This window comes from Nonomuraea fuscirosea (assembly GCF_003001935.1).
Classification (GTDB): domain Bacteria; phylum Actinomycetota; class Actinomycetes; order Streptosporangiales; family Streptosporangiaceae; genus Nonomuraea; species Nonomuraea fuscirosea.
This window is the reverse complement of the sequence record NZ_PVNG01000027.1, coordinates 36,020-55,772: the sequence shown is the minus strand read 5'-3', so window position 1 is coordinate 55,772 and position 19,753 is coordinate 36,020. Positions and strand designations below refer to the sequence as shown.

Annotated in this window: 19 protein-coding genes and 1 riboswitch; of the genes, 8 read left to right on the top strand and 11 right to left on the bottom strand. The window is 70.3% G+C overall.

Annotated elements, in window-relative coordinates:
- Nucleotides 1–2 precede the first annotated feature (2 nt).
- Together B0I32_RS46280 and B0I32_RS46275 are read right to left on the bottom strand one after the other, a co-directional pair.
- Nucleotides 3–398: a cold-shock protein gene (locus B0I32_RS46280; protein WP_106250619.1), complete on the bottom strand. Its 396-nt coding sequence runs from the start codon at nt 396–398 to the stop codon at nt 3–5.
- A gap of 92 nt (nt 399–490) precedes the next feature.
- The gene (locus tag B0I32_RS46275) at nt 491–1,108 is read right to left on the bottom strand and encodes an HAD family hydrolase (RefSeq protein ID WP_106250842.1); all 618 of its coding nucleotides are present in this window, start codon (nt 1,106–1,108) and stop codon (nt 491–493) included.
- Nucleotides 1,109–1,211: 103 nt separating this feature from the next.
- Between B0I32_RS46275 and B0I32_RS46270 the strand changes: the two genes are divergently transcribed.
- Together B0I32_RS46270 and B0I32_RS46265 are read left to right on the top strand one after the other, a co-directional pair.
- Entirely contained in the window at nt 1,212–1,643 is a 432-nt protein-coding gene (locus B0I32_RS46270) for a hypothetical protein (RefSeq protein WP_146178562.1), read from the top strand.
- A 34-nt stretch (nt 1,644–1,677) separates the two neighbouring features.
- A complete protein-coding gene (locus B0I32_RS46265; protein ID WP_106250616.1) occupies nt 1,678–2,301 on the top strand; it encodes a TetR/AcrR family transcriptional regulator in 624 nt (207 codons plus the stop codon).
- Here the strand turns inward: B0I32_RS46265 and B0I32_RS46260 are convergent.
- A complete protein-coding gene (locus tag B0I32_RS46260) occupies nt 2,294–3,271 on the bottom strand; it encodes a hypothetical protein (protein WP_146178561.1) in 978 nt (325 codons plus the stop codon). The genes B0I32_RS46265 and B0I32_RS46260 overlap by 8 nt on opposite strands.
- A 45-nt stretch (nt 3,272–3,316) precedes the next feature.
- On the opposite strand from B0I32_RS46260, the gene B0I32_RS46255 reads away from it, so the two are divergent.
- A complete protein-coding gene (locus tag B0I32_RS46255) occupies nt 3,317–5,689 on the top strand; it encodes a helicase C-terminal domain-containing protein (RefSeq protein ID WP_106250612.1) in 2,373 nt (790 codons plus the stop codon).
- Between the two features lie 106 nt (nt 5,690–5,795).
- Here the strand turns inward: B0I32_RS46255 and B0I32_RS46250 are convergent, their stop codons facing one another.
- Nucleotides 5,796–7,160: a hypothetical protein gene (locus B0I32_RS46250; RefSeq protein WP_146178560.1), complete on the bottom strand. Its 1,365-nt coding sequence runs from the start codon at nt 7,158–7,160 to the stop codon at nt 5,796–5,798.
- Nucleotides 7,161–7,511: 351 nt separating this feature from the next.
- On the opposite strand from B0I32_RS46250, the gene B0I32_RS46245 reads away from it, so the two are divergent.
- The 3 genes from B0I32_RS46245 to B0I32_RS46235 all read left to right on the top strand — a co-directional run bounded on the left by B0I32_RS46245 (nt 7,512) and on the right by B0I32_RS46235 (nt 11,283).
- Nucleotides 7,512–8,990, top strand: coding sequence for a class I adenylate-forming enzyme family protein (locus B0I32_RS46245; RefSeq protein ID WP_245956541.1), 1,479 nt, complete (start codon nt 7,512–7,514; stop codon nt 8,988–8,990).
- 150 nt (nt 8,991–9,140) lie between these two features.
- Nucleotides 9,141–9,494 (top strand): DUF4190 domain-containing protein, encoded by a 354-nt coding sequence (locus tag B0I32_RS46240; protein ID WP_106250606.1) that lies wholly within the window; start codon nt 9,141–9,143, stop codon nt 9,492–9,494.
- 136 nt (nt 9,495–9,630) lie between these two features.
- Nucleotides 9,631–11,283, top strand: a complete 1,653-nt coding sequence (locus tag B0I32_RS46235; protein ID WP_106250604.1) for a DNA repair helicase XPB — start codon at nt 9,631–9,633, stop codon at nt 11,281–11,283.
- 262 nt (nt 11,284–11,545) lie between these two features.
- Here B0I32_RS46235 and B0I32_RS46230 read toward each other — a convergent pair whose 3' ends face one another.
- Nucleotides 11,546–11,878 (bottom strand): hypothetical protein, encoded by a 333-nt coding sequence (locus B0I32_RS46230; protein WP_146178559.1) that lies wholly within the window; start codon nt 11,876–11,878, stop codon nt 11,546–11,548.
- A 122-nt stretch (nt 11,879–12,000) separates the two neighbouring features.
- On the opposite strand from B0I32_RS46230, the gene B0I32_RS46225 reads away from it, so the two are divergent.
- Entirely contained in the window at nt 12,001–14,034 is a 2,034-nt protein-coding gene (locus tag B0I32_RS46225; protein ID WP_106250600.1) for a HelD family protein, read from the top strand.
- A 63-nt stretch (nt 14,035–14,097) separates the two neighbouring features.
- Nucleotides 14,098–14,628 carry a YbhB/YbcL family Raf kinase inhibitor-like protein gene (locus B0I32_RS46220; protein WP_106250599.1) on the top strand — a complete coding sequence of 177 codons (531 nt, stop codon included), beginning with the start codon at nt 14,098–14,100 and terminating at the stop codon, nt 14,626–14,628.
- Between the two features lie 64 nt (nt 14,629–14,692).
- On the opposite strand, the gene B0I32_RS46215 is transcribed toward B0I32_RS46220, so the two are convergent.
- The 6 genes from B0I32_RS46215 to B0I32_RS46190 form a co-directional block, all read right to left on the bottom strand.
- Complete coding sequence (locus B0I32_RS46215; RefSeq protein ID WP_106250598.1) at nt 14,693–14,929, bottom strand: hypothetical protein; 237 nt, start codon at nt 14,927–14,929, stop codon at nt 14,693–14,695.
- 149 nt (nt 14,930–15,078) lie between these two features.
- Nucleotides 15,079–16,707 (bottom strand): chaperonin GroEL, encoded by a 1,629-nt coding sequence (groL, locus tag B0I32_RS46210; RefSeq protein ID WP_106250596.1) that lies wholly within the window; start codon nt 16,705–16,707, stop codon nt 15,079–15,081.
- A gap of 330 nt (nt 16,708–17,037) precedes the next feature.
- The gene (locus B0I32_RS46205) at nt 17,038–17,238 is read right to left on the bottom strand and encodes a cold-shock protein (protein ID WP_106250594.1); all 201 of its coding nucleotides are present in this window, start codon (nt 17,236–17,238) and stop codon (nt 17,038–17,040) included.
- A gap of 248 nt (nt 17,239–17,486) precedes the next feature.
- Nucleotides 17,487–17,762, bottom strand: coding sequence for a MoaD/ThiS family protein (locus tag B0I32_RS46200; RefSeq protein WP_043633550.1), 276 nt, complete (start codon nt 17,760–17,762; stop codon nt 17,487–17,489).
- A 24-nt stretch (nt 17,763–17,786) separates the two neighbouring features.
- Nucleotides 17,787–19,019, bottom strand: coding sequence for a threonine synthase (thrC, locus tag B0I32_RS46195; RefSeq protein WP_106250592.1), 1,233 nt, complete (start codon nt 19,017–19,019; stop codon nt 17,787–17,789).
- A gap of 13 nt (nt 19,020–19,032) precedes the next feature.
- A riboswitch (SAM riboswitch) is annotated at nt 19,033–19,174 on the bottom strand.
- Between the two features lie 79 nt (nt 19,175–19,253).
- Nucleotides 19,254–19,709, bottom strand: a complete 456-nt coding sequence (locus B0I32_RS46190; protein ID WP_245956561.1) for an RNA polymerase sigma factor — start codon at nt 19,707–19,709, stop codon at nt 19,254–19,256.
- Nucleotides 19,710–19,753: the final 44 nt, after the last annotated feature.

Here is a 19,753-nt window from a genome sequence, read left to right as displayed (position 1 = left end):
GGTCAGGCGTCGAGGTCGTCCGCGACCGCCCTGAGCACCTGCGCGATCTTCTTGGCGTGCGCCGCGTCCGGGTGCTTGCCGCGCTGGTAGGAGGTGGACACACCGTCGAGCAACTTGATCAGGTCTTCGACGATGACCACCATCTCGTCCGGCTTCTTCCGCTTGCCCTTGGGCTTGGTCTTGGCCAGCGTCGGCGGCTGCTCCAGGATCCTGACGGAGAGCGCCTGCTGGCCCCGACGGCCCTCGGCCACGCCGAACTCGACCTTCTGGCCGGGCTTGAGCGGGCCCGCACCTGTGGGCAGCGCGGATGAATGCACGAAGACCTCACCGCCGTCGTCGCGGGTGAGGAAGCCGAATCCCTTGTCGGCGTCGTACCACTTGACCTTGCCACTCGGCACAGGAGGACCTCGTTCAAACAGTCGAAAGGAGGACGGATGGATGTAGGTTATGCCCCGCGACGCGCCAGGGCGACCGGGTAAATGCGGTGCATTTACCGGAGTTCATGATGCTCGCGCCATGTGCTGAACCAGGCGGCGAATTCGGTCAGGTCGCCCAACGTCACATCAGCTCCGTGATCACGCAGCTCTCCCACCGTGTAAGGGCCGGTCGCGACAGTCACGCTCACGGCGCCGCCGGCGCGTGCGGCCTCGATGTCGGCGACATGGTCACCAACATAAGCCGCCGCGCCGAAGCGCGCGAGTGCCGATCCCTTGGCCGCCGCGAAAAGCGAGCCGACCACTTCGTCCACGTCCAGCCCCAGCACCTTGAGGGTGCCGGCGGCGTCGCGGGGGTTCTTGCCGGTCACCACGATGACCCGGCCGCCGGCCGCGCGCACCGCTTCGACCGCCTCGTACGCGCCCGCCATCGCCGTGTGACTCGGCACCCCCATTTCCGGATATATCTCTCGATAGAGGTCGGCGGCTGCCTCGACCTCCTCAGCGGGCAGCCAGTTGGCCAGCTCCATCTCCAGCGGCGGCCCCAGTCGCCGTACGATCGCCGCGCTGTCGAATGGCACGCCCAAACGCACGGCCAGCTCGTCGAATACGGCCGCTATGCCCGATCGCGTGTCCGCCAATGTCATGTCAAGGTCGAATCCCACCGAAGTCATCACCAGAGCAGGATCCCAAACCTCCCCCTACCCCGCGTAACGGGCCTTGTTCTGAGAGCATGGGAATGGGAAGAAAGGAATTACTTATCGGAGAGGAGTGGCCGTGACCGACACCCCCCAGCCGCCGCACAGCGGAGACCGGCTCGTCGCCTCCTCGGCCCCACCCCGGTCGCAAGCCCAGGCACAACCCCGGCCGGAGCCCAGGCCGCACCGCCCGGCCCGCCCCGGCGGGCCCGTGCTGACGGTGTGGCAGCGCGTCGTGGGCGCGCTCGTCTACCTGGTACGGCTGGCCAGCAGGGTCGCCGCGCTGGCTCTGGTGCTCCACGCGGTCTTCACGGTGTTCAGCGCCAACCCGGCCAACGTCTGGTACCGGTTCGTCGAGACGCTCGCCGCGACGCTCTCCCTCGGGCTGGCCAACCTCTTCAGGTTCGCCGATCCGCACTTGACCACCATCGTCAACTACGGCCTGGCCGCGGTGGTCTGGTTGATCATCGGTTCCGCCCTGGCGAGCCTGATCCGGCGCGCTGCTCCATAACGACTACTCTCCTTACGGAGGTATCAGCACAGACATGACCAGATCGACACGTGAGCGGATCATCGATGAGTCCCTGCGGCTGTTCGCCGAGCGGGGCTACGCCGCCACGTCGGTGGCCGAGATCGAAGCCGCCTCCGGGCTCTCGCCCGGCGCCGGAGGGCTCTACCGGCATTTCAAGTCCAAGTACGAGGTGCTGGCCGCGGCCATCAACGAGCACGCCAGCCGGACCCGGATCCAGGTGGCCGAGAGCCTGGCCGAGCTGAGCACCATGGAGGCCTCGGTCGACCTGGAGGAACGCCTGTCCCACGTGTGCCGCGCCGGGCTGGCGAAGGTGCGCGAGGAGTCGGAGCTGACCCGGGTCTTCTTCCGCGACCTGAGCCAGTTCCCCGAGCTGGTCACGGTCGTCCGCGAGGGGCTGCTCCAGCCCATGTTCGACGCCATCGTCACCTGGTTCAAGGCCCAGCCCGAATACCACGACGCCCAGCTCGACTGGGCGGGCATCTCGACCGTGCTCGGGGGCTCGGTGGTGCACTACCGGCTCTTCCAGGAGACCGTGGGCGAGCTGCCGGGGCACGCGGAGAAGGACCAGTTCGTGGCCGCCTGGGTGCGGCTGGCCGTCGGGCTGCTCCCCAGCCCCAGACCCGCGCCGGTCAGTTGACGTCGAGCAGGCGGTAGGCCAGCCACAGCACGCCGGCGCCCGTACCGATCATGAACATGGTGCCGCTGACGTCGAAGAACTGCGTGACGAACGCCTCCATCCCGGCCTCGATCCCCACGCGCAGGCCGCCGATGAGCACACCGCCCACGGCGTAGCCGAGCAGCGGCGCGCCGGCGCCGACGAACCGGTCGCGTACGTTCCAGGCGTCGCTGAACAGCACCATCACCGCGCCCACGGCCCACACCACCAGGGGGATCTGGAAGATCGCCACCGCCGGCAGGTGGAACGGCACCAGCAGCGCCGCCAGCACCAGGATCACGAGCGCGGCCGTGTCGCGCGGGTACTCCTTGACGATGGTCCTGGCGTCCCTGCCGCCGGTGGCCATCGGGTTGGCGCTGGACATGGCCGCCCTGCGCAGCCCGGCGAACGGCAGCCCCATGCCCTGACGCCGGTCGAGGCTGTCCTGGGCGATCCCGCGGTAGGCCCGCACCCCGGGCGGCGCCTCCTCGCCGTCCACGGCCGGTAGGGGCCGCGTGGCTCCCCCACCCGCACCAGCACCATCGGAAGGCCCACTGACCGGCCCACTGACCGGCCTCGTGACGGCCCCGGTCCCCGCCGTCCTAGGGCCCGTCGTCCCAGGGCCCGCCGTCCCAGAGCCCGCCGTTCCCAGGCTCGTCCCCGCGCCACCCCCGGACGCCCGCGCGCCCACGCCGGCCGGGTCCCGCGCGGTGGCGACGCCCGCCTCGGCCAGCCGGCGCGCCTCGCGCTCGACGAGCGCGACCGGATCGCCGAACCTGGCCAGCACCTTGGCCACCTGGCGGGCGTTCTGGCTGCCGCCCCGCTCGACCTCGATCCTGGCCCGCAGCCGTCTGGCGAAGTCGAGCCGCTGGTCAGCCCTGAGCACGCCGTGGGCCGCGTCGGCGGCTTTCGAGACGTAGTTCAGCACCAATTGGTCCGCGCGCTCTATCACGCCTAGCCATGCTGCCCCAATCAGGGGGGACATACCATGGCAACGATGGAGTTCACGGAGTGGATCAGGGGACGCACCGACGCACAGCTGCGGGCGCTCGTCTCCGCGCGGCCAGAGCTGATCACTCCGGTGCCCGCGCATCTGGAAGGTCTCGCCTCACGAGCGGGCAGCCCGTCGGCGATCGGCCGCGTGCTCGACCGGCTCGACCGGTTCACGCTGGCGGTCGTGGAGACGCTGGCGGTACGCGACGGCCCGGTGACGAAGGACGAGCTGCGCGAGCTCATCCGGGCGGCGCTGGCGGGCGCCGATCCGGCGAACGCCCTGGCGACCGGTGAGGCGGGCAGCGCCGACCCCGAGCCGGCGCTGTCGGCCGCCCTCGACCGGCTGTACGACCTGGCGCTCGTCTACGGCCCCGACGACGCGCTCGACCTCGGCCCCGGCGTACGCAAGCTGCTCGACGACCCGGCCGGGCTGGGCCCGCGCGCCGTGGACGCGTTCCGGCACCACGCACCGGAGCAGCTCGACGAGATGGCCGACGACGTCGCGCCCGGCACCACGGGCTCCGGCAAGGAGCGGCTGGCGGCGGCGCTGGCCCGGCCGGCCGCGCTGATCGAGCAGGTCTCGCCGGAGGCCAGGGGCGCGCTCGACCAGCTCGTCTGGGGCCCGCCCACCGGCCGCGTGCCCAACGCCAGGCGCGAGGTGAGCGTGGCCTCGGCCCGTTCGCCCATCGAGGAGCTGCTGGCGCGCGGCCTGCTGGCGGCCACCGGCGAGGAGACCGTGGCGCTGCCCCGCGAGGTGGGGCTCCACCTGCGCGGCGGCCGGGTGCACCGCGACCTGCTGGCCGTGCCGCCGCCGCTGGAGGGGGCCGCGCGCGATCCCGAGCTGGCCGACCGTACGGCGGCCGGGCAGGCGTTCTCGTTCGTCAGGTCCGTGGAGGAGCTGTGCGAGCGGTGGAGCGTCGAGCCGCCTGGCGTGCTGCGTACCGGAGGGCTGGGCGTGCGCGACCTGAAGCGCACGGCGGGTGAGCTGGACCTGCCCGAGTGGGTGACCGCGCTGGTGATCGAGGTCGCGCACGCGGCCGGGCTGGTCGCCGCGGGCGGCGGGGTGGACGGCGAGTGGCTGCCGACCTCCGGCTACGACCTGTGGCGGGTCAGGGGCACGGCCGACCGGTGGACGGCGCTGGCGCTCACCTGGCTGTCCATGGACCGCGTGCCCGGCCTGGTCGGTGACCGGGACGAGCGTGACAGGCCGCTGAACGCCCTGCACGCCGACCTGCGCCGCGCGTCCGCGCCCGGCATCAGGGCGGCCACACTGGGCGTGCTCGCGTCGGCTCCGGGCCTGGCGCCCGCGCGGGACGCCGTGCTCGAACGGCTGGCGTGGGAGCAGCCACGCCGCAGGGGGCCGCTGCGCGAGCAGCTGACCGACTTCGCGCTGCGGGAGGCCGAGCAGGTGGGCGTGACCGGGCTGGGCGCGCTGTCCACGCACGGGCGGGCGCTCGTCGAGGGCGGCGACGCGGCCTCCGTGCTCGCCCCGCTGCTGCCTGAGCCGGTCGATCACGTGCTGCTCCAGGCCGACCTGACCGCCGTCGCGCCAGGCCCGCTGACCAGCGAGCTCAACCGCTGGATGACACTCACCGCCGACATCGAGTCGAAGGGCGGGGCCACGGTCTACCGGTTCAGCGAGGGCTCGATCCGGCGCGCGCTCGACGCGGGGCACGGCGGCGAGGAGCTGGTCTCCATGCTGGCCAGGCACTCGGCCACGCCGGTGCCGCAGGCGCTGTCCTACCTGGTGACCGACGTGGCCAGGCGGCACGGGCGGATCAGGGTGGGCACCACGAGCGCGTACATCCGCTGCGACGATCCGGCGCTGCTCGACCAGATCACCGCCGACCGCCGCTCGTCCGCGCTGCGCCTGCGCCGGCTCGCGCCGACCGTGATCGCCTCGCGCTCGCCGCGGGCGGCGCTGGTCGACTCGCTGCGGGCCATGGGGTACGCCCCGGTGGCCGAGTCGCTGGACGGCGACGTGATCATCTCCCAGCTGGAGAGCCGCCGCACCGAGGGCCTCGCCCCGGTCCGCGCGGTCGCCTCGCCCAACGGCCTCGACCCCGAGGTCGCGGCGGCGGCCGTACGCGCGCTGCGGGCCGGCGACGCGGCGCACCTGGCCCGGCGTGAGCCCGTGGACGCGCCCGCCGGCCAGGTGCCGCGCGGGCCCGCCACCGCCACGATCTCGGCCCTCCAGGAGGCGATCAAACAGGGTGTACGGGTGTGGATCGGCTATCTCGACTCCCAGGGCAACGCCACCTCGCGCATCCTGGAGCCGGCCAGGATGGAGGGCGGCTACCTGACCGCGTACGACGAGACCAGGGCCGCCGTCCACCGCTTCGCCCTGCACCGCATCACCGGCGTCTCCGGCCTCTGACCAGCGACGGCGGGGAGGCCCGAGAGAGCCGGCGGCGAGACCCGAGAGGGTCGGCGGCGAGACGGGAGAGGGCCGGCGGTGAGACGGGACCTGCCGAGCGTCCGGGTCAGCCGTGCGGCACGGCCGTGAACGACTGGGCCAGTGACTGGCGCGCCACCGCCGCGGCGGGCCCACCGGCCGACTCCAGCCGCCGCAGCTGCCGGTCGGAGTCGGCCGGATAGCGGACCGACAGCCCGCCGCCCAGCGCCAGGGCCGCCGTCGTGGCCCTGATGTCCGCGGGATCCGCCGCCCAGTGCAGCGCGACCCCGAGCGCCCCGGGAGCGAGGGTGTCGTCGGCGCACATGTACGACAGCACGTTGGCCGCCGCCACCCGCTCGGCCGCGCTCCCCTGCCCCCAGACCTCCAGGAACTCCTGGCGCACCTCCTTCGGCGAGTGCCGGGCCAGCAGCGCCACCCCCTCCGCGGCGCGTACCTGGACCGCGGCCCCCTGCCCGGGCAGCGACAGCACCCAGGCGCGCAACGGCTGCCACAGCCAGAACCCGTAGCGCGTGACCAGCTCGCCCAGCACCCGCCCGCGCTGGTGGGCGGCGCGGAAGCCGGTGAGCCCGCCCTCGACGCCGATCAGCGGCCCGGACGCGGGCCGGTGGCCCTGCTCCTCGCACAGCTTCTCCAGCCGGGCGAGCTGCCGTTCGTAGACGGTCCCGGTCAGCCGGTGCGTGAACGCCAGCGCCGCCACGGCCAGCACGTCGCGCACGGGCGGCTTGGTGTCGAACCAGGCCGCCACTTCGTCACCGGCGGGCTCATCGCCCCGGGTCAGGCGGGTGGCCAGGCGCACGACCTCGGCGGGGGTGGCCAGGGTCAGCGCCAGGTCCCTGGCCCCGCTCACCTCGTCGCCGCCGAGCCCCGCGCGCCGGTCGAACGAGCTCAGGCACAGGTCGAACAGCTCACCGCGGTCCGGCACGGCCCACCGCTGCTCCACCTCGACCGCCTGGGAGAGCTCGCCGCCCCTGGTGACGACCAGGTAGGAGCCGAGTTCGGCCAGCTTGCGAGCCAGGTTGACCAGCTCGGTGCGGTCGGTGCTGGGCGTGATCCAGTCGTGCAGCAGGTAGGCCCGGCCCGGCTCGTAGTCGATGCCGCACAGCAGCTCGCCGGCCCGCGCCGCCGGGGACAGCACGGTGATCGTGCTCTCGGCCAGCGACATGCGCGACAGGAGCGCGAGCCCGCCTAATCGCCGGCCCGTCTCCTCCTCGCCGACGAGGACGAGCAGATGGCGGGTGGTCAGCCGGCGCACGGCCTCGGGGAAGCAGCCCGGCTCCAGGTAGGGGGAGAGCAGCGCGTCGGCCCGCCTCCGGCTGAGGTCTCCCGTGGCCGGACCGGCCACGGTACGCACATGGTCACCGACTGTTCTCAGACTTCCGGTGAGCGTTATGTTGTCGAGGTCGATCTCGCCCGGCTCAGGCGTTTCGGTCACGAAAGTCACCTCGGGATTAACGGGGAAGTTTTCTACAGGAAGCTTTCCTGCCCAACAAGTTTCTTCATTCACGTACAACAGGTCGCACAGCGTCACCACGACCAGCCCGACCTGCGGAAACGGTCACACGGTCAGGTCGAAACCGATACGCGGGACGAACCTTTCCTCATCACTCAAGACCTCACGGTCCTCAGATCTTCCACCATTACACGATCCCGGCCAAACTGAAAACACAAATGACACCGAACGCGGATTAATACTCATTTACGGGCTACATGAAGACCGTCCACAATGACTAGTCAAGGCGGAGGAGGCTTGACTGCGCCTCATCACTCGCATCAGGTTGGGCATGTGACCGAGCAAACGCTGGGCCGTCTGGCCGAGGAGTCCTGGAACCGTTTCGACGACCACGACTCGGTGTTCTACGAGGGCGTCTGGCATCGCAGTCACACGCTCGCCGAGCGGGCGCGCCGGATGTGCGGCGGATTGGCCGAGGCGGGGATCCGGCCCGGCGACCGCGTCGCCGTGATGATGGCCAACTCCCCCGAGGTGCCGCTCATCTACCAGGCGGTGTGGGCGGCGGGCGCGGTGGTGACGCCGGTGGTGTTCCTCGTGGGTCCGGAGGAACTGCGGCACATCCTGCTCGACAGCGGCGCCCGCGCGATCGTCACCTCGCCCGAACTGGCCGACACGGTACGAGCCGCCAACGTGGACATCCCCATATATGTGGACACGGTGGAGCTGGAACAGGCGACCGGACGCGGCCCCGTGACCAGGTCTCCCGGTGACCTGGCCGCCCTGATGTACACCGGCGGCACCACGGGCCGGGCCAAGGGCGTCATGCTCAGCCACCGCGGCCTGTGGCAGGTCGCCAAGGACGCCTTCGAGCTGTCCCGCCAGGAGGGCCTGAACCGCGCGCTGATCCCCGTGCCGCTGTCGCACGCGTACGGGCTGATCGTCACCGTCGCCTCGATGCACGCCACCGAGCCGCAGCAGGCCGTGCTCATGCGCTGGTTCGACCCGAAGGCGTTCCTCGCGCTGGCCGCCGAGCACCGCGTCCAGTACGGCAGCGTCGTCCCCACCATGATCCACCTGCTGCTCGCCGAGCCGCTCGACGAGCACCCGCTGCCCGACCTGGCCTTCCTCACCTGCGGCGCGGCGCCGCTCGGGCGGGAGGCGCTGGCGGAGTTCGAGCGCAGGATGCCGGGCACGCAGATCCTGGAGGGCTACGGCCTGACCGAGACGAGCGCGGTCACCACCTTCAACCCGCCCGGCCGGCGCCGGGCCGGCAGCGTCGGCCTGCCGCTGGCCGGCTACTCGATCACCATCCGCGACGGCGACGGCGAGGCGATGGAGACGGGGGACGTCGGCGAGATCTGCGTCTCGGGCGAGTCGCTGATGCTCGGCTACTGGGGCGAGCACGAGCCCGACCCCGAGGGCACGGCGCTGGTCGGCGCGGAGCTGCGCACCGGGGACATCGGCTGCGTGGACGACGACGGCTACCTCTACATCGTGGACAGGAAGAAGGATCTGATCATCAGGGGCGGCTTCAACGTCTTCCCGCGCGACGTGGAGGACGCGCTCAACCGGCATCCGGACGTCGTGCTGTCGGGCGTCGTGGGCCGCCGCGACCCGCGCCTCGGGGAGGAGGTCGTGGCGTTCGTACAGCTCAGGGAGGGCGCTGAGGTGACGGCCGAGGAGCTGATCGCGTGGGCGCGCGAACGGGTGGGGCGGGTGAAGTATCCCCGCGAGGTGCGCTTCGTCGACTCCGTCCCGGTGACGAGCGTGCTCAAGCTGGACCGGAAGGCGCTGCGGGAAAGGCTCGGCTGAGCGGCCCTCGAACGCCACGGTGATGTCGCGCGAGCGACGCCCGGAGGCCATGGCGATCCCGCACAACGTGCCCGGAGGCCCCGTGGTCTCGCACATCGGGTCAGGCCCCGGCCAATTCCGTGATAAGTGTTGACCTGTCTGGAGGTGAACATGAGTCAGGAAAACCCGTCGGGCTATCCGTACCAGCCCTACGGCGCCCCCTACGGCGACCAGCCGCCCCCGCAGTACGGCTACGGCTACGGCACGCCTCCCCCGAGCAACAACGGCCCCAACGCCAACGCCATCGTCTCCCTCGTGCTCAACCTGCTCGCGGTCGTCTCGTGCTGCAACATCCTCGGCATCCCCGGCGCGATCCTGGCCGGCCTGGCCCTCGGCCGGGCCAACACCGACCCGCGCTCGGCCCGCAGCATGGTGATGTGGAGCTGGATCCTGTTCGGCGCGGGCTTCGTGCTCACCATCGGCGGCTTCGTCATCCTCGGGGTCAGCGGCGCGTTCGACGACTGAGCCGGGCCCGACCGGCCCCGGGCCGTCATCGTGGACTAATCCTGGCTCCACCGTTGTTGGAGAGGGGAAGCGGGGAAGCCGGGATCACGAGACGATGGTCCTGTCGCGCCGAGCCCCGTCTGAACCCCACGGAGAAATGCCAGTGAGCGATGGACCGCTGATCGTCCAGTCGGACAAGACGCTGCTGCTCGAGGTCGACCACGAAAGGGCCGACGCCTGCCGGAAGGCGATCGCCCCGTTCGCCGAGCTCGAACGCGCTCCAGAACACGTGCACACCTACCGCGTCACCCCGCTGGCGCTGTGGAACGCGCGCGCCGCGGGCCACGACGCCGAGCAGGTCATCGACGCGCTCATCGGCTTCAGCCGCTATCCGGTGCCCCACGCGCTGCTCGTGGACATCGCCGAGACCATGGCCCGCTACGGCCGGCTCCGGCTGGAGAAGGACCCGGTCCACGGCCTGACCCTCACCTCCACCGACCGGGCCGTGCTCGAAGAGGTGCTGCGCTCGAAGAAGATCCAGCCGATGCTGGGCGAGCGGATCGGCGCCGACTCCGTCGCCGTGCACCCGAGCGACCGCGGCAACGTCAAGCAGGCGCTGCTCAAGCTCGGCTGGCCCGCCGAGGACCTGGCCGGCTACGTCGACGGCGAGCAGCATCCGATCAAGCTGCTGCAGGACGGCTGGGAGCTGCGCCCCTACCAGCGCGAGGCGGCCGAGGCGTTCTGGAACGGCGGCTCGGGCGTGGTCGTGCTGCCCTGCGGGGCGGGCAAGACCATCGTCGGCGCGGCCGCCATGGCCCACGCCGAGGCCACCACGCTCATCATGGTCACCAACACGGTCTCGGCCCACCAGTGGAAGACCGAGCTGCTCAAGCGCACGTCCCTGACCGAGGACGAGATCGGCGAATACTCCGGCACCAAGAAGGAGATCCGCCCGGTCACCATCGCGACCTACCAGGTGATGACCACCCGGCGCAAAGGCGTCTACAGCCATCTGGAGCTGTTCGACGCCCGCGACTGGGGCCTGATCGTCTACGACGAGGTGCACCTGCTGCCCGCGCCGATCTTCCGGATGACCGCCGACCTCCAGGCGCGCCGGCGGGTCGGGCTGACCGCGACGCTGGTGCGCGAGGACGGGCGCGAGGGCGACGTGTTCTCGCTGATCGGTCCCAAGCGCTACGACGCGCCCTGGAAGGAGATGGAGAATCAGGGCTGGATCGCGCCGGCCGACTGTGTCGAGGTGCGCGTGACGCTGACGGACGAGGAACGGCTGGCGTACGCGATGGCCGAGTCCGACGAGCGCTACCGCTTCTGCGCCACCACGCCGTCCAAGACGCACGTGACCGAGGCGCTGGTCCGGCGGCACCTGGGCGAGCAGGTGCTGGTCATCGGCCAGTACATCGACCAGCTCGACGAGCTCGGCGAGCACCTCAACGCGCCGGTCATCAAGGGCGAGACCCGGGTCAAGGAGCGCGAACGCCTCTATCAGGCCTTCCGCGACAAGGAGATCCAGGTGCTGGTGGTGTCGAAGGTGGCCAACTTCTCCATCGACCTGCCGGAGGCCGCCATCGCGATCCAGGTGTCGGGCACGTTCGGTTCACGCCAGGAGGAGGCGCAGCGGCTCGGGCGGGTGCTGCGGCCCAAGGCCGACGGCGGGGGCGCGCGGTTCTACACGGTGGTCAGCAGGGACACGGTGGACCAGGAGTTCGCCGCGCACCGGCAGCGGTTCCTGGCCGAGCAGGGGTACGCGTACCAGATCATCGACGCCGACGACGTGCTCGGCGGGGTCTAGAGACAGTGATGCCCGGCCGCTCGCCCGAGCGGCCGGGCACTTCCGCGTGGTGTCATGTCCACGAGACTCCGCGGGCCGACGACATTCGAACCACCCCCCTCACCTGCGTACTATCACGCCGCCTGCGACATACCCCCATGATCCGACAAACCCACCTGAAATGCCCGATTTTTTCGGTGTTCCCAGGTTGGTTACGAACGTACGGATCTGTGGTAATTCGCGCAAGCTCAGCACGCACAAACATGCCCCCTCAGCGCACCCTTCAGCGCACCAGGAGGCCCCCGAGGAAGAGCACGCCCTCCGCGACGACCCACGCCAGCACGCCGGCGCCCATCAGCCGGGCGAACGCCTGGGGATCGTGCCGGGGCCACGGGAACAGCCAGGCGGCCACCGTGCAGCAGGCGGCCAGCACGGCGAACAGCCCGGAGACGGCGGAGACCGTGGACAGGCGCTGCGAGCACAGTGAGGCGGCCTCCCCGCCCGCGCAGAACGCCTGCGCCCCCCACCCGGCGAACACCGACAGCGCCCACAGCGCGGCGAGCAGGAAGCTCGCGATCGTGGGGATGACCGGGGAGAAACGAAGCTGGACCCGCACCACCTCCTGTGCGTACCCAGACCGCCGCCGGTAAATGCTTTGGAGTCATGCCGGAGTCGCCGTTAAACTGGTCGATTCGCTGCCTTGACCACCTCCGAAAACCGACAAGGAGGCATTTCCGCATGCCCGCACACCAGCTGGCACCCGACATACCCCCCGACGCACCCGATGGCGCACCCACCGACGTGCTCGCCTCGGAGCAGGCGCACCTGGCCGAGTCCAGGGCCGCGCTGAAGGCCATGCGCGCCCACGCGCAGTCCCTGTCCGCCGACGCGGCCGGCGACTGGGTGTCGCAGCAGATCCTCCAGTCGCTGCTCGACCAGCGCGTCGCGGCCCTGGCCGACCATCCGGACACGCCGCTGTTCTTCGGCCGCCTCGACCGCGCCGGGGGCGACGACCTGCCCGGCACGATCTACGTCGGCCGCCGCCACGTCCACGACGGCGGCAGCAAGCCGCTGGTCATCGACTGGCGCGCCCCGGTGTCCCGCGCGTTCTACCAGGCCAGCCCGGCCGACCCGATGGGCGTCGTACGCCGGCGCCGCTTCGGCTACCACGGCGGCGCGCTCACCGCGTTCGAGGACGAGCCGCTCGGCGAGGGCGGCGAGATCGGCCCGTCGAAGATCCTCACCGAGGAGATCGAACGGCCGCGCACCGGCCCCATGCGCGACATCGTCGCCACCATCCAGCCCGACCAGGACGAGATCGTCCGCGCCACGCTGGCCCAGACCGTGTGCGTGCAGGGCGCGCCCGGCACCGGGAAGACCGCCGTCGGCCTGCACCGCGCCGCCTATCTGCTGTTCACCCATCGCGAGCGGCTGGCCAGGTCCGGCGTCATGATCGTCGGCCCCAACCGGGCCTTCCTGTCCTACATCTCCTCGGTGCTGCCCGCGCTCGGCGAGGTCAAGGTCGACCAGACCACGGTGGCGGGCCTGCTCGGCGAGCACGCGGCGCCCGAGGACCCGCTGGTGGCCGCGGTGAAGGGCGACGCCAGGATGGCGCCGGTGCTGGAAAGCGCGCTCTGGCTGCACATCGTGAAGCCGGAGGACGGCCTGGTGTTCACCAAGGGCGCCTACCGCCACCGGGTGGCCGACTACGAGGTCCGCGAGATCGTGGCCTCCCTGCGCGGCACCACCCGCTACAACCCCGGCCGGGCGGCCCTGGCGCAGCGGCTGGCGCACATGGTGCTGGTCAGGATGGAGCAGCGCGGCGAGTCGCCCGACGACCGGGTGCAGGACGCGGTGGCCAGGTCGAAGCCGGTCAAGCAGCTCGTGGACGCCGTCTGGCCCAAGCTGACGCCCGAGCAGGTGCTGTTCCGGCTGCTGTCCGATCCCGACTTCCTCGGCCGGGCCGTCAAGGCGGCCAAGTCGGATCTGTCGCCGGAGGAGCAGGAGCTGCTGATCTGGCGCAAGCCGTACCGGAGCTGGAAGTCGGCGAAGTGGTCCGCCGCGGACGCCGCGCTCCTCGACGAGCTGGGCGACCTCATGGAGCGCACGCCGTCGCTCGGTCACCTCGTGGTGGACGAGGCCCAGGACCTGTCCGAGATGCAGCTGCGGGCGCTCGGCCGGCGCTGCCGCAACGGCTCGGCCACCGTGCTGGGCGACCTCGCCCAGGGCACCACGCCGTGGTCGACCACCTCGTGGGAGTCGGTGCTGCGCCACCTGGGGCAGCGCGAGGGCGAGGTGACGGAGCTGACGCTCGGCTTCCGCGTGCCGCGCGAGGTGCTCGACTACGCCGCCAGGCTGCTCCCGTCCATCGCCCCCGCCCTGGCCGCGCCGCGCTCGCTGCGCCCCGGCCTCGGCTCGCTCACCGTCAGCAAGGGCGGTTCCGTGGCGCGGGCCGCAGGGGAGGCGCTGGCCAAGGAGGGCTCGATCGGCGTGATCGTCCCCGACGCGCTGGTCGACGAGGTGTCGCGGGCCCTGGCGGAGCTCCCCCACGCCGTGCTCGACCCCGACGCCGCGCAGGAGCACCGCCTGCTGATCGTGCCCGCCACCCTGGCCAAGGGTCTGGAGTACGACCACGTCATCGTGGTCGAGCCGGCCGACATCGTCGCCGCCGAGCCCAGGGGCCTGGCCCGGCTGTACGTCGTGCTGACCCGTGCGGTGACCTCGCTGACGGTCCTGCACGACAAGGCGCTCCCGGCGCAGCTGACGGCGTGAGAGCGGCGGGCACGGCCGCTTCTAGGATGGCTGGGCAAGCAGCTCTCAACCTAGGAGGATGCCGTGCCCGCACCGCTTCCACACGAACACCTGCCGTCGGTTCCCGCGCTCACGGTCGAGAGTGACGACCTCCAGGACGGCGCGAGGCTCGCCGACCTCCACGTCTTCAACGACTGGGGCATGACCGGCGGGAACCAGTCGCCCCACCTGCGCTGGTCCGGCGCCCCCGAGGGCACCCTGAGCTACGCCGTCACCTGCTACGACCCCGACGCCCCCACGGGCAGCGGCTTCTGGCACTGGGTGCTGTTCGACCTGCCCGCCTCGGTGACGGAGCTGCCCGCGGGCGCGGGCAGCGCGCCCGACTTCAAGGGCCTGCCCGAGGGGGCGGCGCACGCGCGCAACGACTACGGCACGAAGGCGTACGGCGGCGCGGCCCCGCCTCCCGGCGACCCGCACCGCTACGTCTTCACGGTCCACGCGCTCGGGGTCGACCGGCTGGGCGTCGACGGTGACGCCAGCCCGGCCGTGGTGGGCTTCAACATCACCGCCAACACCCTGGCCCGCGGCCACATCGTCGCCCTCTACGGCGTCTGACCGCGTCAGGAGACGCCGAAGCGCCCCGCCGCGACGGCGGGGCGCTTCGTGTCGGCGACCGCGGTCAGTCGGTCAGCGGGGTCTGGGCGCAGGCCATGAGCTGCGGCAGCAGCGCGTCCAGCACCGTGAGCCCGGTCCGCGAATTGGGCAGGCACAGCGGCCCCTTCAGCTCACGCAGCAGGGGGATGTCGGTCAGCGACAGGGAGCGCTGCTCGGCGAAGGCCGGGGCGGCCGGCGCGGTGGTGGCGGCGACGAGGGCCAGGGCGGCGATGCCGAAAATGCGCTTGCTGCGGGAAAACATCCTCTTACTCCTTTGTGCAGGCGGTGTGGTGGCACCACCCTTCCTCACTTGGAGTAGTCGAGCAATTGTGAAACGTAATGGCAGTCAAACAAAACAAGAGCGGCCCGGAAAAGCCCGGACCGCTCTTCGTTCTTACGACGAGAAAAGACCTAGAAGTCCATGTCGCCGCCGCCGGGCATGCCGGCCGGCGCAGCGGGGGTCTTCTCGGGCTTCTCGGCGATGACGGCCTCGGTGGTGAGGAAGAGCGCCGCGATGGAAGCGGCGTTCTGCAGCGCGGAGCGCGTCACCTTGGCCGGGTCGAGGATGCCCACCTCGAACATGTTGACGTACTCGCCGGTCGCCGCGTTGAGGCCCTCACCCGGGGTGAGGTTGCGCACGCGCTCGACCACGACGCCGCCCTCGAGGCCGGCGTTGACCGCGATCTGCTTGAGGGGCTCCTCGAGCGCCTTCTTCACGATCGCCGCACCGGTGGCCTCGTCGCCCGCCAGCTCCAGCTTGTCGAAGGCCTTGGCGCCGGCCTGCAGCAGAGCCACACCACCGCCGGGGACGATGCCCTCCTCGACGGCCGCCTTGGCGTTGCGCACGGCGTCCTCGATGCGGTGCTTGCGCTCCTTGAGCTCGACCTCGGTCGCGGCGCCGGCCTTGATCACGGCCACGCCGCCGGCCAGCTTGGCCAGGCGCTCCTGCAGCTTCTCGCGGTCGTAGTCGGAGTCGGTGCGGTCGATCTCGGCCCGGATCTCGTTGACCCGGCCCGCGATCTGCTCGGCGTCACCGGCGCCGTCGACGATCGTGGTCTCGTCCTTGGTCACGACCACCTTGCGGGCGCGGCCCAGCAGGTCGAGGGTGGCGGTCTCGAGCTTGAGGCCGACCTCCTCGGCGATGACCTGACCACCGGTCAGGATCGCGATGTCGTTGAGCATGGCCTTGCGGCGGTCGCCGAAGCCCGGGGCCTTGACCGCGACCGAGCGGAACAGGCCGCGGATCTTGTTGACGACCAGGGTGGCCAGGGCCTCGCCCTCGACGTCCTCGGCGATGATCAGCAGCGGCTTGCCGGACTGCACGACCTTGTCGAGCAGCGGCAGCAGGTCCTTGTTGGCCGAGACCTTGCTGTTGACGATCAGGATGTACGGGTCTTCGAGCACGGCCTCCATGCGGTCGGAGTCGGTCACGAAGTACATCGACGTCATGCCCTTGTCGAAGCGCATGCCCTCGGTGAGCTCGAGCTCGAGGCCGAAGGTGTTGCTCTCCTCGACGGTGATGACGCCTTCCTTGCCGACCTTGTCCATCGCCTCGGCGATGAGCGAGCCGATCTCGGGGTCGGCGGCGGAGATGGAGGCGGTGGAGGCGATCTGCTCCTTGGTCTCCACATCCTTGGCCAGCTTGGAGAGCTCCTCGCTGACGCGCTCGACGGCCGCCTCGATGCCCTTCTTCAGGGCCATCGGGTTGGCGCCGGCGGCGACATTGCGCAGACCCTCGCGCACCAGCGCCTGGGCGAGCACGGTGGCGGTGGTGGTGCCGTCACCCGCGACGTCGTCGGTCTTCTTGGCGACTTCCTTGACCAGCTCGGCGCCGATCTTCTCCCAAGGGTCCTCGAGCTCGATCTCCTTGGCGATGGACACACCGTCGTTGGTGATCGTGGGAGCGCCCCACTTCTTCTCCAGCACGACGTTGCGGCCCTTGGGACCCAAGGTCACCTTGACGGCGTCGGCGAGCTGGTTCATACCGCGCTCGAGACCGCGCCGGGCGTCCTCGTCAAACGCGATCATCTTGGCTGCCATAAGGCTAGACCTCCCAGATGCAGGGTGGCTTGTCGTGGACCGAGCCGACGCCCGCGACGGCATGGGCCCGCATCTCCGTTCGGCAGACCCCATCGTCTCGATCCGATGTTGGCACTCTGCTGCACAGAGTGCCAACGAACTGTTTAGCACTCTACCCTGCCGAGTGCAAGCGAACGCACCCGCGCCCGGTGTTCATCCCCAGGTCAGAAGTCAGTACGGCGAGCCGCCCGAAGCAGCCCGCCGTACGCGAGTCGACGATTGAGGGGGGTGACGGTTCGCACGGACTGCGCTGCCGTGCGAGCCCGCCCGGTGCATACCAGTGATGTGACCTCAGACCGTGCGGACGGACTCCGCCTGCGGCCCCTTCTGGCCCTGCGTGATCTCGAACTCGACACGCTGACCCTGTTCGAGAGAGCGGTACCCGTCCATCATGATCGCTGAGTAATGGACGAATACATCCTTACCACCGTCTACCGCGATGAAGCCGTAGCCCTTGTCCGCGTTGAACCACTTGACGGTGCCCTGCGCCACTTCCGACTCCTCTTACTGGTCTCTCAGATCTCGCCCATTCCTCCGCGAGGCCTGTAATCGTCTGACATAACTTGAAAATCAGGCAGACGATCGCCCTCGACCATACCTGTGGCACGGGGTTTGGCAACAGAGTCAATCTGCAAACCAGGTATTTCTTCGCAGCGAACCTCGTACAACGTTGAATTAGCCCAGGAAAAGCAGAAGGCGCCCACAAGGGGCGCCTTCAACGGTCGGGGTTCGCGCGGCGCTCAGCCGCCGGCGACCGCGGGGATGATGGAGATCTGGGTGCCCTCTGGGGCGGGAGTGTCGAGACCCTCGGCGAAACGGACGTCCTCTTCCCCAACATAAACGTTGACGAAACGTCGAATCTTGCCCGATTCATCCAGAATTCTCGCGCCGATGCCGGGGTAGTCGGAGTCCAGCTTGGCGAGTACGTCACGAAGAGTCGCGCCTTCGCCACTCACTTCGGCGTTGCCCCCGGTGTAGGTGCGCAGAATGGTGGGAATCCGCACAGAAACGCTCATGGTAAATGTCGCCTTTCCTGGTTGTCAGACAGTCGCGCGGAACGCGTCGAGGGAGGGCCGGATGACGGCCGTGGGCGCGGCGTCGTCGCTGATGGCGTCGAGCGTCTTGAGCCCGTCGCCGGTGTTCAGCACCACGGTCTCGGCCTCGGGATCGAGCCTGCCGCTCTCGGCCAGCTTCTTCAGCACGCCCACGGTCACCCCGCCCGCGGTCTCGGCGAAGATGCCCTCGGTGGAGGCGAGCAGCTTGATGGCGGCCACGATCTCGGCGTCCGTGACGTCTTCGACGCCCCCTCCGGTGCGTCGTGCGATGTCCAGCACGTAGGGACCGTCGGCCGGGTTGCCGATGGCCAGCGACTTGGCGATGGTGTCGGGCTTGACCGGCTGGACGACGTCGTGACCGGCCTTGTACGCGGCCGACACCGGCGAGCAGCCTTCGGCCTGCGCCCCGAAGATCTTGTAGGGCGTGTCCTCGACCAGCCCCAGCCGGATGAGCTCCTTGAAGCCCTTGTCGATCTTGGTGAGCTGCGAGCCCGAGGCGATGGGGATGACGATCTGCTCGGGCAGCCGCCAGCCGAGCTGCTCGGCGATCTCGTACGCGAGCGTCTTGGAGCCCTCGGCGTAGTAGGGCCGCAGGTTGACGTTGACGAAGCCCCACTTGTCGCCCATGGGGTCGCCGATCAGCTCGGAACAGAACCGGTTGACCTCGTCGTAGGTGCCGTCGATCGCGATCAGCCGCCCGCCGAACACGCGGGCCATGGCGATCTTCGCGGCTTCGAGGTCGGCCGGGATGAACACGCAGGCGTCGAGCCCGGCCCGCGCCGCGGCGGCGGTCACCGCGCCCGCGAGGTTGCCCGTGGAGGAGCAGGAAAGGGTGTGGAAGCCGAAGTTGCGGGCCGCCTCGACGGCCATCGCGACCACGCGGTCCTTGAAGGAGTGGGTGGGGTTTCCCGAGTCGTCCTTCACGTGCAGGGATTTGAGCCCGAGCGCCTTGCCGAGGTTTCCGGCCTTGACCAATTTGGTCCAGCCGGGGTTCATATTCGGCTTTTCGGTCACGTCCGTCGGAACGGGGAGGAGTGCCCGGTAACGCCAGATGTTGGCCGGACCGGACTCGATCTGCGCCCGGGTCACCGTGCCGAAGTCGTAGGCCGCCTCAAGCGGCCCGAAACACTCCAGACAGGCGAAACTGGGACCCAGGGGGTAACGCGCGCCGCACTCGCGGCAGGACAGACCGACAGCAGGACCAAAGTCGAGCGACATGAAGCGAGGCCTTCCCTCATCTTCGCCCACGGCCACCTTGACCGCGAACCGGAATTGGCACCTAGTCCCGGTCGGCCTCGCCAGGTCGCGAGTCGAAAGCCGGGAGGGTTGCCGGGGCTTCGCAGGGCCGGTCCCTCCACCCCTCTGGATGAGCAATATGAAGTTGTTGAACTGGACTCTACCCGCTCAAGTGGCCGAAACTTCCACCCGTCTCATCATGTGGGACGGGCGGTCTCAGCGATAGTCCTCGCCCAGGACGCCCTGGACGTACTTGCGTGCCTGGTGGATGCGGGACTTCGCGGTGCCGAGCGGAATGCCGAGCTGCTCGGCCACCTCGTTGTAGTCGAGCTGGACGATGTCGCGCAGCACCAGCGCCTGCGCCAGGTCGGGCTTGTCGGCCTCCAGCGCCTCCATCGCGTCGAGCAGGTCGAGCCGCGAGCCCGCGATCACGCTGACCCGCCGCACGTCCGGCTTCTGCATGGGCAGCTCGTCCGAGCTCTGCTCGGCCGCCCTGCGCTTGAGCGTCCGGTATGTCGTCCGCGCGCAGTTGGCGGTCACGATGTGCAGCCAGGTGCTGAACCTGGCCCGCCCCTCGAAACGCCCGATGTTGCGCGCCACGGCCAGCAACGTATCTTGCGAGGCCTCTTCCGCATCCTGGTGATAGGGGAGGATCCGGGCGCAGTGGCGCATCACATCAGGCTCGATCCGCGCCAGGAGCTCGCCAAGTGCGCGAT